This window comes from Nostoc sp. ChiVER01 (assembly GCF_034531155.1).
GTDB lineage: Bacteria > Cyanobacteriota > Cyanobacteriia > Cyanobacteriales > Nostocaceae > Nostoc.
The window spans coordinates 12,920-26,596 of record NZ_JAVRBS010000021.1 but is presented as its reverse complement, the minus strand read 5'-3'; the positions used below and the strand labels follow the sequence as shown (position 1 = coordinate 26,596).

General features: G+C 41.3%; 13 protein-coding genes. 8 read left to right on the top strand and 5 right to left on the bottom strand.

Going from position 1 to position 13,677, the window contains the following annotated elements; translation table 11 throughout:
* Nucleotides 1–392: 392 nt before the first annotated feature.
* The 3 genes from RMY00_RS24200 to RMY00_RS24190 all read left to right on the top strand — a co-directional run bounded on the left by RMY00_RS24200 (nt 393) and on the right by RMY00_RS24190 (nt 3,498).
* Entirely contained in the window at nt 393–1,580 is a 1,188-nt protein-coding gene (locus RMY00_RS24200; RefSeq protein ID WP_322649980.1) for a glycosyltransferase, read from the top strand.
* A 58-nt stretch (nt 1,581–1,638) separates the two neighbouring features.
* On the top strand, nt 1,639–2,205 hold the full coding sequence (locus tag RMY00_RS24195) for a Uma2 family endonuclease (protein ID WP_322649979.1): 567 nt from the start codon (nt 1,639–1,641) through the stop codon (nt 2,203–2,205).
* Nucleotides 2,206–2,547: 342 nt separating this feature from the next.
* Nucleotides 2,548–3,498 (top strand): tetratricopeptide repeat protein, encoded by a 951-nt coding sequence (locus RMY00_RS24190; protein ID WP_322649978.1) that lies wholly within the window; start codon nt 2,548–2,550, stop codon nt 3,496–3,498.
* Here the strand turns inward: RMY00_RS24190 and RMY00_RS24185 are convergent.
* The gene (locus tag RMY00_RS24185; RefSeq protein ID WP_322649977.1) at nt 3,479–4,153 is read right to left on the bottom strand and encodes a hypothetical protein; all 675 of its coding nucleotides are present in this window, start codon (nt 4,151–4,153) and stop codon (nt 3,479–3,481) included. The two genes, RMY00_RS24190 and RMY00_RS24185, sit on opposite strands and share 20 nt — an antisense overlap.
* Before the next feature lie 59 nt (nt 4,154–4,212).
* Here RMY00_RS24185 and RMY00_RS24180 point away from each other — a divergent pair, with 59 nt between their 5' ends.
* Both RMY00_RS24180 and RMY00_RS24175 read left to right on the top strand, forming a co-directional pair.
* Nucleotides 4,213–4,506, top strand: coding sequence for a type II toxin-antitoxin system HigB family toxin (locus RMY00_RS24180; RefSeq protein ID WP_322649976.1), 294 nt, complete (start codon nt 4,213–4,215; stop codon nt 4,504–4,506).
* Nucleotides 4,507–4,519: 13 nt separating this feature from the next.
* Complete coding sequence (locus RMY00_RS24175; protein WP_322650076.1) at nt 4,520–4,900, top strand: transcriptional regulator; 381 nt, start codon at nt 4,520–4,522, stop codon at nt 4,898–4,900.
* A gap of 135 nt (nt 4,901–5,035) precedes the next feature.
* On the opposite strand, the gene RMY00_RS24170 is transcribed toward RMY00_RS24175, so the two are convergent.
* Complete coding sequence (locus RMY00_RS24170; RefSeq protein ID WP_322649975.1) at nt 5,036–6,202, bottom strand: pyridoxal phosphate-dependent aminotransferase; 1,167 nt, start codon at nt 6,200–6,202, stop codon at nt 5,036–5,038.
* 216 nt (nt 6,203–6,418) lie between these two features.
* Between RMY00_RS24170 and RMY00_RS24165 the strand changes: the two genes are divergently transcribed.
* Nucleotides 6,419–7,087, top strand: coding sequence for a ribonuclease T2 family protein (locus RMY00_RS24165; protein ID WP_322649974.1), 669 nt, complete (start codon nt 6,419–6,421; stop codon nt 7,085–7,087).
* A gap of 107 nt (nt 7,088–7,194) precedes the next feature.
* Here the strand turns inward: RMY00_RS24165 and RMY00_RS24160 are convergent, their stop codons facing one another.
* Complete coding sequence (locus tag RMY00_RS24160; protein WP_322649973.1) at nt 7,195–8,277, bottom strand: class I fructose-bisphosphate aldolase; 1,083 nt, start codon at nt 8,275–8,277, stop codon at nt 7,195–7,197.
* 445 nt (nt 8,278–8,722) lie between these two features.
* Between RMY00_RS24160 and RMY00_RS24155 the strand changes: the two genes are divergently transcribed.
* Nucleotides 8,723–9,037 (top strand): hypothetical protein, encoded by a 315-nt coding sequence (locus tag RMY00_RS24155; RefSeq protein ID WP_322649972.1) that lies wholly within the window; start codon nt 8,723–8,725, stop codon nt 9,035–9,037.
* 570 nt (nt 9,038–9,607) lie between these two features.
* On the opposite strand, the gene RMY00_RS24150 is transcribed toward RMY00_RS24155, so the two are convergent.
* Nucleotides 9,608–11,251 (bottom strand): acetolactate synthase large subunit, encoded by a 1,644-nt coding sequence (locus tag RMY00_RS24150; RefSeq protein WP_322649971.1) that lies wholly within the window; start codon nt 11,249–11,251, stop codon nt 9,608–9,610.
* Nucleotides 11,252–11,354: 103 nt separating this feature from the next.
* On the bottom strand, nt 11,355–12,722 hold the full coding sequence (locus RMY00_RS24145; RefSeq protein ID WP_322649970.1) for an NAD-dependent succinate-semialdehyde dehydrogenase: 1,368 nt from the start codon (nt 12,720–12,722) through the stop codon (nt 11,355–11,357).
* A 223-nt stretch (nt 12,723–12,945) separates the two neighbouring features.
* Here RMY00_RS24145 and RMY00_RS24140 point away from each other — a divergent pair, with 223 nt between their 5' ends.
* Complete coding sequence (locus RMY00_RS24140) at nt 12,946–13,644, top strand: Uma2 family endonuclease (RefSeq protein ID WP_322649969.1); 699 nt, start codon at nt 12,946–12,948, stop codon at nt 13,642–13,644.
* The last annotated feature ends 33 nt before the right edge of the window (nt 13,645–13,677 follow it).

Here is a 13,677-nt window from a genome sequence, read left to right as displayed (position 1 = left end):
TTACTCATAGTGGGATTGAAGCAAGGACGCTGTTTTTCCTCGCGCTGCGCGCCTCGAAAAACATCTTTGTTTAAACTGGGCTTTAAACCCAGAACTAAAGTTTTTATTTATCTTTTTCTTCCCTTCTGCCATCTGCCATCTGCCCTCTGCCTTTATTTGTAAAACTTGAAGATTTTTGATTAAGTAGTCATTGGTGCATACTCCGTCTCTTGCGATGCTCTGAGCAAGTCTTTGGGATAAAACAGTATGGAATAGAAAGAGTGGGAGAGTAACTCTTGACAAATAACTGTCCTTTGTCAAAAACTCGCCTTATGATGGTCTGATGCTATATCGGCACAAAATAAAAGTTGGTCATTACAAGCAAAAAATTTGAACCAGAATCTATTGACAATATGAAACTCAGTCTGTGCATGATTGTGAAAAATGAAGCAGCAACACTGCCTAAATGCCTGAGCAGTGTCCGAAAAGTGGTAGATGAAATGGTAGTCTTGGATACAGGCTCTATTGATCGCACTCCGAATATTGCTCAACAACTCGGTGCGAAAGTCTATCATTTTAAATGGTGTAATGACTTCAGTGCTGCTCGCAATGCAGCTCTAAAATATGTTACTGGTGATTGGATTCTGGTATTAGATGCTGATGAAACTCTCGCACCAACAATTGTACCGCAGTTGCGAGAAGCGATCGCAAGAGACGAATACCTGCTCATTAACCTCGTTCGCCACGAAATTGGTGCAGAACAATCTCCCTATTCTCTGGTTTCCAGGCTGTTTCGCAATCATCCAGATATTCGCTTTGACCGTCCTTATCATGCCTTAGTGGATGATAGCGTATCAGCAATTATAGCCAAAGAACCTCATTGGCAAGTAGGTTATTTACCAGGAGTGGCACTTTTACACATAGGATATCAAAAAAGTGCGATCGCTCAAAATAACAAATATGCCAAAGCAGCTACAGCAATGGAAGGGTTTCTCGCTACTCATCCTGATGATCCCTATGTTTGCAGTAAATTAGGGGCATTGTATGTGGAAACTGGGAAAATTACCCAAGGTATGGAGTTGCTCAGACATGGAATTACTACTGCTGAAGAAAACTACGATATTTTATATGAACTCCACTATCATTTAGGCATTGCTTACAGTAGGTTGCAAAAATTCCCACAGGCTATTTCTCATTATCAAGCTGCGATCAAATTGCCAATTTACCCCATGCTCAAACTAGGAGTATACATTAACTTGGGTAACTTACTCAAAGCAGCAGGAGATTTAAAAGGTGCGAAAACTGCTTACGCCACAACTTTGAAAATTGACCCTAATTTTGTTTTTGGACATTATAATTTGGCGATGATATTTAAAGCCTTGGGTTTATTTACAGATGCGATCGCATATTATCAAAATGCGATCGCCTTAAATCCCAACTATGCCGAAGCCTATCAAAATTTAGGAGTAGTGTTGCTGAAAGTTGGCAATCATCAAGATAGTTTAACAGCTTTTAGAAAAGCGATCGCCCTTCACGAAAGATATAATCCCGAAGAGGCGAAGAGACTGCGCCAAGGTTTGCAGGAAATGGAGTTAATGTAAAGGTAAGGGGCATTAGCAAATGACAAATGACATTATTCTCAATATTTAAGGGGTTCGGATGAGTCAAAGTATTTATGAACAGGTACGTTGGACAAGTGCAGATTTAGAGTTGTTGCCAGATAACGGTAATCGCTATGAAATTATCGATGGAGAATTATTTGTGACTAGGGCACCGCATTGGGGACATCAGAAAGCCACAGCAAATATTTGTGGAGAATTAAGAGATTGGTCACTCTCAACAGGTCTTGGTGAGACTGTGCCAACACCAGGAATTATTTTTACTGATGCAGATAATGTTATTCCCGATGTGGTTTGGGTAAGTAAAGAACGCCTTGCCATTTTACTTGATAATGAAGGACATTTAACAGGAGCGCCAGAACTGGTTGTAGAAGTACTTTCTCCTGGAGTACAAAACGAGCGACGCGACCGGGAAGTTAAGCTAAAATTATACGCTTCTAGAGGAGTTCAAGAATATTGGATTTTGAACTGGCAATTACAACAGGTTGAAGTGTATCGCCGAGAAAAAGCAGTTCTGAAATTAGTGGCAACATTATTCGCAACAGATGACTTATCTTCACCTCTGTTACCGAATTTTGTTTGCACTGTAGCGCGGTTATTTGTATGAATGCGCGAAACTTCGAGCTTACAATTCAGAACTTCAAGATCGGAACACAAAACATAAGGCTGAGAACCCTGAACACTGAACATCAGGTTAAAAGACTTGCAATTAAAAAATGTTCAGTAGCGTAATGGACTATTTTACATATTGTGATGCTTATACCAATTCTATATGAAGATGCATAGAATATTAAACGAACCGCCCTTCGGGTTCACCAGTCGCCTACGGTGGGAAACCCGCCTACAGCGCTGGTTCACCAAGTACGCCAAGAGCGCCAAGAATAGAGAGTTAACTTATTTAGTACCTGTATTATTTTGTATAATCACTCAACAATAACATTTATTCTTTATGTTATTTATAAGAGAATTCTTGTTTCCTCAATTGTCGATAGAGGTTGCAAAAACCTTTGCCATAGGAGCCTTGACTACATTTACCACTACTGTAACTATTAATCAGCCCAGTTATGCTATCGACATAAAATTATTGGGAATTGGTCTAAGTGATGCTTTAAAAGTTGCGATACTCACGGCTGAAGACTTCTTTAATCAGGGTTTGGATAAGATAAAGAAAGGAGATTTGCAAGGAGCGATCGCAGCTTATACTGAAGCAATCCGCCTCAATCCTAAATATGCCCTAGCCTACATCAACCGAGGTGTTGCCCGCTCTAAATTGGGAGATGAAAAAGGGGCAATGGAAGATTACAATCAAGCTTTGCGGATTAATCCCAATGATGCCTCAACCTACTACAATCGGGGTGTTGTCCGCGATGATTTGGGAGATAAAAAGGGGGCAATGGAAGATTACAACCAAGCTTTGCAGATTGATCCTAACCATGCCGAAACTTACTATAACCGGGGAAATGTCCGCGCTGATTTGGGAGATAACAAGGGGGCAATAGAAGATTACAACCAAGCTTTGCGAATTAATCCCAACTATGCAGAAGCTTACACCAACTTGAGTGTTGTCCGTGCCCAATTGGGAGATCAAAAGGGGGCAATGGAAGATTTCAACCAAGCTTTGCGGATTAATCCCAACTATGCCAAAGCTTACAGCAACCGGGGTCTTGCCCGCGCACAATTGGGAGATAACAAGGGGGCAATGGAAGATTACAACCAAGCTTTGCGGATTAATCCTAATGATGCCCTAGTCTACTACAACCGGGGTATTACCCGCTCTGAATTGGGAGATAAAAAGGGGGCAATTACTGACTTCCAGCAAGCCGCAGATATTTTTAAACACCAAGGAAAAATAGAGGATCACCAAAAAACACTGGAAATCATCAACCAACTTCAGAAGTAGATGCTTGAGGCGTCGCATCTGTTTCGCTTTGTATCAAAATTCCCACTAAAATCTGCATCAAAATTTCTAAATCAGTTGGCACGCGATACAACATTAAATCTTGAGTTACTTTCCGTTCTTGACGATCAAAACTACCAAACTGCCAAATATCCCCAGTAGTCACAGCACCATACAAAATTGGCTCATCTGATTCTACCCATGTATCTAAAGCAATCAACTCTGTTGCTAACTGGGTAAATCCCCGTGTTAAGTCTGCTTGTTTTGCTTCTACCACTAAGATATTGTGTTTTGACTGAAGATAGTAGTCTAAGTCACCTCTAAGATACTGGTTTACTTCAATAGGGTACTCAATATTAACTATTGCTTTTGTGATGTGCGCTACTTCTAATAAAATGGGTGCAATTAGTACCTCTCGTCTAGCGGCTTCACTAGTTAGACTAACACGAGCGATCGCTTCTTCTAGGCGTTGGTGTAAATCTAGTAGTCGAGTCAGTAATTCTGAAGCAGCGACAGGTAAATTGATTGAAGATTTAGTTAAAGTTACTCCTAATTCCCGCAAAATATCAGCAGGAGCGAATTTCATTTGGAAATAGCTGCGGAATGTGTAGAATTCATTTGGTTTAAGTATCGGGGGACGGTGACGTTCAGTTGTCATTTGTCATTGGTAAAGATTTTAAGTATATTTATGTATCGTAACGCTGTAATTACCTGATTATGCGAATCATTGCCCGCAGCACGTTACGAAAATTTTGGGAAGCATATCCCGATGCCGAACAGTCATTAAAGGCTTGGTTTGATGAAGCAGCTCGTGCAGAATGGGATAGTCCGGCAGATATCAAAAGTACTTATCGCAATGCCAGTATTATTGCTAATAATCGTGTTGTTTTTAATATCAAAGGTAATGATTACTGCTTAATTGTTTACATTCGTTATGATATTGGAATTATTTTTATTCGTTTTCTGGGAACGCATAAAGAATACGATAACGTAGATGCAACAAGTTTCTGAGACAGTAATACCTATGCTTGAAACTCGTCCAATTCGCACCGAAGCTGATTATCGTGCTGCGCTTGATGAAATTGAAAAATTGTTTGATGCAGAACTAAATACACCAGAGTCTGACCGATTGGAAGTTTTAACTACGCTGGTGGAAGCATACGAGCAAAGGCATTACCCAATTGAAGCACCAGATCCTATTGAAGCAATCTTATATTATCTCGAATCTCGTGGGTTGTCTGTAGATGAATTAGAGCCTGTTATTGGCAGTAAAGCAGAAATTGCCGACATTTTGCATCGCAAGCAGGCGCTAACCTTGGAGATGATTCGAGGTTTGCATCAACAATTGGGGATTCCGGTACAGATTTTGATTCAACCATACTCTTTGATGCAAAATTCAGCTTGATGGTACTGGAATTAATTTAAATTTCAGAACTCGGAACTTCGGGTTTAAAAATGAACTCCACCCTTTCTTCTGAATCGGAAAAGGTGGAGTGAAAAATTGGAGAGTTGCTAAATTCTCCTCACAAATGACAACTAACTAAATACGCGACTTGACAAATTTCTCTAATCTATCCATTCCCTTTTCAATCGTCGCCATATCTGTGGCGTAGGAAAGGCGAATGTTGTCATCAGCGCCAAAAGCAATTCCGGGAATAACTGCAACTTGATGTTTTTCTAGCAAAGCGTCACAAAATTCTAAAGATTTTAGACCGGTTTTGCTGATATCAGGAAACAGATAAAAAGCGCCATCTGGTTTTGCAGTACTCAATCCGGGAATGGCGTTGAGTCTGTCTAACATTACCTGTCGGCGTTTGGCGAAGGCTTGGCGCATTTCTTCGACACAATCTTGAGGACTTTGTAGGGCTGCGATCGCACCATATTGGGCAAAGGTACACACGTTAGATGTACTATGTCCTTGGATGGAACTCGCTGCTTTAATGATTTCCACAGGCCCCGCTAAATAGCCGAGACGCCACCCAGTCATAGAATAAGCTTTCGCAAACCCATTACTAATCAAAGTGCGGTCAAAAATTTCCTTCCCAAGAGAACCGATGCTGATATGTTCTGCACCGTCGTAGAGAATCTTTTCGTAAATCTCATCAGAGACGACAAAGATATCTGCATCAACTACTACCTGCGCCAGTGCTTTGATTTCATCTGGCGTGTAAACCATCCCCGTAGGATTAGATGGAGAGTTGAGGATAAATAACTTTGTCTTGGGGGTGATGGCTTTACGGAGTTGTTCGGGAGTAATTTTATAGCCCGTACTTGCATCTGTAGGGACAATTTTGGAAACTCCGCCGACTAATGTCACCATTTCTGGATAACTTAGCCAGTAAGGTGCGGGGATGATGACTTCATCGCCTGGATCGATCAATGCCACGATTAAGTTGTACAGAGAATGCTTACCGCCATTGGTGACGATGACATTCTCTGACTTGTAATCAAGACCGTTATCAATTTTAAGCTTATGGGCGATCGCTTCCCTTAACTTTGGTTCTCCGGCTGCTGCACCATACTTGGTTTTGCCTTCTTCCAAAGCTTTGACTGCTGCGGCTTTAATATGCGCTGGAGTATCAAAATCTGGTTCTCCAGCACTAAAACTACAAACATCTATTCCTTCCGCCTTCAGTGCCTTAGCCTTGGCTGCGATCGCTAAGGTTAATGAAGGTGTTACCTGACTTACTCTTGCTGCCAGCTTCATTCTTACTATTTTTGGCAAATCTTTCACTAATCTAAGGATATCCCAGAATTCCTACCAAGATTTGCTTTTCTGAATTCGTTAGGAATTGGGGAGTGGGGAGATAAGGGAGCAAGGGAGAGTTACTAATGACTAATAACTCCGCGAAGTGGTTTCATCTCTTGACTCTTAACCATGTATTATGTATAACTTTACTTTTAGAATAAATTAATTGTTTATATGCAGATTAAGAAACTTTTTGTCACATCTTCTCTGTTAATTACTAGTCTTTTTATACCTAATGCTGCTGTTGCTCAAAATCGCGGTACTCCAGGCAAATTTGATTTTTATGTACTGACACTCTCTTGGTCGCCGGATTATTGTGCAGCAAATGGTAGCCGTGACCAACAGCAGTGCGGTTCTGGAAAGAAACTTGGTTTTGTACTACATGGTTTGTGGCCACAGTATCAAACTGGTTATCCCGCTAATTGTTCCACACAAAAATTACCATCGGAAGTAAGGCGGCAATTTCCCAATTTATATCCTAGTAATAAACTTTACGATCATGAATGGGAAAAACATGGTACTTGTTCGGGGAAAACTCCTGCGGAATACTTGGCATTGAGTAAAAATTTAAAAGATGCGATCGCTATTCCCGCAGCTTACAATCGCCCTAATAAACCCGTGCGTACCACAATTACAAATTTTAAAAATTCATTTGTGAGCGCGAATAATCAAATTACTGCTGATGGTATAGCACCTTTTTGTTCTGGTTCAGGAAGATTTTTGCAAGAAGTCTTCTTTTGTTATTCCAAAAACGGCGAACCTAGTATTTGTAGCGCCGAGATTTTGAAGCGATCGCGAAAAAGTTGTGGTCAGCCAGATTTCTTATTGAGAAACGTTAGATAAGAATGGGGAGGCAGGGGAAGAAGCAAGGGAGCAGGGAGCAGGGGAGAAGAATTTTCCCCTCTGCCCCCCGCACCCTGCCCCTCTGCCTCTTTCCCACTCCCCACTCCCTAAGCTATCGTCACATCTGGCGACAAATAAACATCTTGAATGGCATGAAACAGTTTTACACCTTCTTCAAAGGGGCGTTGGAAGGTCTTTCGCCCAGAAATTAATCCTGAACCACCAGCGCGTTTATTAATTACAGCCGTGCGAACTGCTTCTGCGAAGTCATTTTTACCAGTCGCGCCACCAGAATTAATCAGTCCTACACGCCCAGCGTAGCAATTTAGTACCTGGTAACGAGCTAAATCAATTGGGTGATCGGTTGTCAATTCTGTGTAAATCCGCTCATCGGTTTTGCCGTAACTCTTGCCAGTAGCTTTAGCAATTGCTCCGTAACCATTGTTATTTTCAGCTAACTTTTGTTTGATAATGTCGGCTTCAATCGTCACACCCAAATGATTCGCCTGTCCGGTGAGGTCAGCCGCAAGGTGATAATCTTTATCTTGCTTAAAAGCATTGTTCCGCAGATAGCACCAGAGAATTGTCACCATCCCCAGTTCATGGGCGCGTTTAAAAGCTTTGCTGATTTCCTGAATTTGTCTGGTAGAATGCTCTGAACCAAAGTAAATTGTTGCACCAACGGCAGCTGCTCCTAAATTCCAAGCTTGTTCTACATCAGCAAACAATACCTGGTCAAATTGATTGGGGAAAGTTAGCAATTCGTTGTGGTTGATTTTGGCAATAAAGGGGATTTTGTGGGCATACTTGCGCGAAACGATACCTAATGTCCCCAAAGTGGTAGCAACCGCATTGCAACCTGCGGCGATCGCTAGCCTGATAATATTTTCTGGGTCAAAGTAAATCGGATTGGGCGCAAAAGACGCACCTGCTGAGTGTTCAATCCCTTGGTCTACCGGTAAAATAGACAGATACCCAGTATATGCAAGACGACCAGTAGAATAAAGTAATTGAAGATTACGTATTACTTGCGGGTTGCGATCGCTGTTGAGCCAGATGCGATCTACAAAGTCTGGCCCAGGCAAATGTAGTAAATCAGTAGGAACTTTTGCTTTGTAGGTAAGCAAGTCTTCAGCCTCTTTACCTAGCAATGACTCGATAGAATTAGCCTCTATGAGCGCTGTAGTCATAGTTTTTTCCTCAATAATTGAGCAAATGACCTTTGCCTTTAAGATAGCATTTTTAATATTCCTAACCTGGCTGTGCAGGTATTAACTATATTTAAAAACCTTATGATCTAGCAATCTGAAATCACTTGTAAAAACTTATTTTACTGATTAAACGTGAGATTTAATCGTCAGAATTTGCGTTTTATCCCAAACAAATGATTTTTTAACAAAGATGCAAGGTGATAATAGCACACTCAAGAGCAGAATTTTTATCCAATGTATGTTGATGGTCTTTAACAGAGTTCCTTCCTGCAATCATTGACAAGGGTAATTTGCTTAAAGCAGCTTGTCCTTGTTAATTTAGATGGTATCTGGATTTACGCCATACTGTACTAGCATTGGCAGTAAAGTAAAACCTATCTTCCCCCTATAGTGGTAATAATAGTTAAAAGAACAAGATAATTCTATGAGTAAGTTTCAAATCGATATCGACTTCAGCAATATAGATTTAGCTTCCCTTGAGACAGAAGAAGATTTTCAAAGAGAGGCAAAAACATTACTACCAAAGGTACTAGTAAAACTAGGCGAAAGTGTAGGTGAAAAGACTTGGGAAGAATTACAGCAAAAGCTGCAAGGCACTGGAGGTATCAAATCTTCTCTAAACGAGAAACGCAAGTTTATGCAAGAAACAGGAAGAACTTATCAACGAAATGCCAGTAAGAGAGAAAGGCAAGAATTGGAAGACTATATAGTAGAGCAATTACGCCAGCACAAGCGGTAAAGATCCACCTAAGCCTGATGTACGTATATTCTAACTTCTATTTTTAGTAGGGTGCGTTAGCCTTTGGCGTAACGCACCACTGTACTAACTTCTAGGATTCAAAATCATTGTAGGGGCATAATATATTTTGCTCTAGAGACTTCCAACTAAAAAAATATTCTATCGTGGTGTAGGCAGGGGGGCAGGGAGCAGTTCTTGCTGGGGGAGAAAGAAAAATATGATCTGAGTAAATTGGATAATTTATTTTCTGGAAGTCCCCTACGAGTCTTTGATACTCGTGAACGAGCCTTTGATACTCGTGAACGAGTCTTTGATACTCGTGAATGAGTCTTTGATACTCGTAGTTTTTTAACGAACCACTAAGGATGCATTCGCGCAGCGTCTCGTCAGAGAAGGACACGAAGAAGGAGAAGAAAAAGAAATATCTCTATAAATGAAATGAAGTGAAGTAAAGCGGTGCGTTAGCCTATAGCGTAACGCACCCTAACAAAACACTAAAGGAATTAGGAATAATAAATAACTTCTAACTCCTAACTCTTGTACAGACGCGATTAATCGCGTCTCTAATTTTTACAACGCACAACTCAACTCGCCGGCTTTTTGACTGAAGCGGTGATTCTCTCGATAATCTACGGGACAATCTATCACGGCGGGCACATCTTGAGCGAGGGCTTCTTTGAGTACCGGAATCAAATCTAAAGCCGATTCAACTCGGTAGCCTTTTAAACCCATGCTTTCGGCTAATTTGACAAAATCAGGATTACTGAAATGTACAAAAGATGAGTTTCCTTTGCCAAATTGATTTTCTTGCTTCCACTCAATTAATCCATAGCCACCATCATTGAAAATTATGGTGACAAAAGATGTACCGACACGCAAGGCTGTTTCTAATTCTTGGGAATTCATCATAAAGCCGCCATCGCCTGTTACAGCAACAACTTTGCGCTTAGGATGAACGAGTTTTGCTGCTAAAGCGCCGGGAATGGCAATACCCATAGCCGCAAAGCCGTTAGAAATAATGCAAGTATTAGGGCTATGGCAATGATAATGACGGGCCATCCACATCTTATGTGCGCCAACATCTGAGATGACGATATCATCTGGGCCCATCACTTGCCGTAAGTCATAAATTAACTTTTGCGGCTTAATCGGAAATCCGTCATCATGGGCGTACTGTTCGTAATCAGCCCGAATCTCTGATCTTAAGCTAATGGCAAAAGGATCGGGTTTACCTTGTCTGTCTGCTAATTTTAAGATTTCATAGAGGGAATCTGAAATATCTCCCACAACTTCGGCGTTGGGAATATAACTACTATCAATTTCCGCCGGACTTACCCCAATATGCACAATGGGAATTTCACCATTACGATTCCATTTTTTGGGGGAAAACTCAATCAAATCATAGCCGATCGCAATTACTAAATCTGTGTTATCAAAGCCACAAGTAATGTAATCTCTTTGCTGTAATCCCACTGACCACAAAGCTAATTGATGTGTGTAGGGAATCACACCTTTACCCATGAAGGTATTAGCAACAGGTATATTCAGCAATGTGGCAAATTGTGTTACAGCATCACTTGCCTGAGCGCGAATTGCCCCATTTCCTACTAAGATTAATGGGTTTACTGCTTGGCAAATTGCGGCGGCGGCGGCCCGAATGCTAGCAAAAGATGCATAAGTTTTTTCGCTATTATCCTTACGCAAAGGTTTGCCTTCGACGGGCATAGCAGCAATATTTTCTGGTAAATCGATGTGAACTGCACCAGGTTTTTCAGATTGCGATCGCTTAAATGCTTTCCGGACTACTTCTGGTGTAATACTCGGTCGTACAATCTGCTTGTTCCACTTGGTAACAGGTGCAAACATTGCCACCAAATCTAAATATTGATGGGATTCAATATGCATTCTATCTGTTCCCACTTGACCGGTAATCGCCACTAAGGGCGCACCATCGAGGTTAGCATCTGCTACCCCAGTCATCAAGTTGGTTGCCCCAGGGCCAAGAGTAGAAAGACATACTCCGGCTTTTCCTGTCAGGCGTCCGTAGACATCCGCCATAAATGCTGCACCCTGTTCATGACGAGTTGTAATAAATTTAATCGAAGAATGTTTTAGTGCTTCCAAAACGTGCAGGTTTTCTTCGCCAGGGAGTCCAAAAATATATTGCACTCCTTCATTTTCTAGGCACTGCACCAATAATTCTGCTGTATTCATTTTATTTCCTAACTATTTATTTAGTCATTTGTCCTTTGTCCTTCGTCATTAGTCATTTGTCATTTTTTTGGCTAATGACCAATGACCAATGACCAATGACTAATCATTTAACCCACACGGTTTTAAGATTGACAAACTCATGTATACCCTGGATACTCAATTCTCTGCCATATCCAGAACGCTTGATGCCACCAAAGGGCAACCGAGGATCGGATTTGACCATACTGTTAATAAACACGGCACCTGCTTCAATTTCCTCAACCAAGCGATCGCTCTCTTGGTTGTTGGTTGTCCAAGCACTTGCACCTAAGCCAAAGGGGATGTCATTAGCGAGTTTAATGGCAGTATCGATATCTGGAACCCGGAATAACAAGGCTACCGGGCCAAAGAATTCTTCTTTGGCAATTGGTGCTTCAGGCGGGATATCTATGATAATCGTTGGTGGATAAAAGTTTCCAGAACGATCTGATAAAGGATTTCCACCGGTGAGGACTTTACCACCACTGTTAATAGCATTTTGAACTTGTTGATCTAAATCCTGGAGAATACCAGGAGTTGCCAATGGGCCTAAATCGGTATCTGGTTGCATGGGATCGCCAACTTTGAGCGCCTCAAATTTTTCTAAAAGTAATTTTTCAAATTTGTCTGCGATCGCTTCTACGACAATAAAACGTTTCGCTGCAATACATGATTGCCCGTTATTCAACATCCGCGCTGTAGTAGCTGTGACAACTGCTGTCTCTAAGTCAGCACTTTCTAACACAATAAACGGGTCACTTCCTCCTAATTCCAAAACGGTTTTTTTGATTTGTTTACCGGCGGCGGCGGCGAGGGATGCACCTGCTGGTTCGCTTCCGGTCAAGGTAGCAGCTTTTATGCGGTCATCAGCCATTAAATCGGCAACTTTAGCAGCGCCTATTAATAGAGTTTGAAACGCACCTTCAGGAAAACCTGCCCGTCGGATAATATCTTCAATTGCCAAGGCGCACTGCGGCACGTTGGAAGCATGTTTGAGTAAACCGACATTTCCCGCCATTAGCGCTGGTGCAGCAAAGCGGAACACTTGCCAAAAGGGGAAATTCCACGGCATCACCGCGAGAATCGCACCCATTGGTTGATAACGTATAAAACTCTGGCTGGCATCCGTTTTTATACTGACATCAGCCAAAAAATCAGGGGCATGTTCGGCATAATAGCGGCAGACGACGGCACATTTTTCGACTTCCGCGATCGCAGCTTTAAATGGCTTACCCATTTCTAGAGTCATTAACTTAGCAAATTCTGCTTTGTCTTGCTCTAAAATATCAGCAGCTTTTGAAAGCCAGTGCGATCGCTCAGAGAAATTTGTCTGACGATACTTTTCAAAAGTCTGATTAGCTAAATCGAGTTTAGCGGCAATTTCTGCATCATTGAGTGGCTCAAAGGTTTTGAGCGTTTCCCCAGTGGCGGGATTAATGGTGGCGATCGCCATTACCTGACCTCCCGTTAAAAAATAGCTTGAAGCTGGCTTCCTAATGTTATACATATAAATTGAGGAAGCTACTACCCAAATTCTAATCTTTTAGCTAAGAATTAGCTGCCCAATATTACAATTTCGCAACTTTAATTGAACTAAACTATACTAATCAATAAGTATTAATATTGATAAATTAAATCCAATTGAAGTTGTTATAGCACAATCGAGGAATCAAGCTATGACTCAAGTCTTACGCAAAGTAGTTACATTTGATGAATTTGTTGCTAAATATCCAGATAACACAGGACAACGTTACGAACTATATGATGGAGTAGTAATAGAAATGCCCCAACCAACAGGCGACCATGAAGAGATTATTGTATTTTTATCTACAAAAATAACTTTAGAATATAGTCGCCTCGGACTGCGGTATGGTATACCAAAAACAGTATTAGTTAAACCACTTGAAAACGAATCAGCTTATTCGCCAGATGTATTACTTTTAAATCTCCCTAATTTAGTTAATGAACCTCGGTGGAAAAAAGAATCAACTGTTACTCAAGCAGCATCAATTCCTTTAGTAATTGAGGTAGTAAGTCAGTGCGTTGCGCGGGTTCCCCACGTTGAAGCAACTGACGAACCCGTAAGGGTAAGTACAAACTGGCGTGATGATTATCTGAAAAAATACGCTGACTATGTTCGCGTAGCGTCTCGAAGAGAAGAAATGGGAATTCCTGAATATTGGATTGTAGATTATGGTGCATTGGGTGGTAGAGAATTTATTGGCAAACCTAAACAACCTACTCTTTTGGTTTGCTCTTTAGAAGAAGGTGAGTATCGTATTAGTAAATTTCGAGGAGATGACCGAATCGAGTCGTCAACTTTTCCAGAGTTGAATTTGACCGCAGAGCAAATTTTTCAAGTTGGCATCAGGTAATTCGTAATTCGTAATTATTCCCATTCACGATTC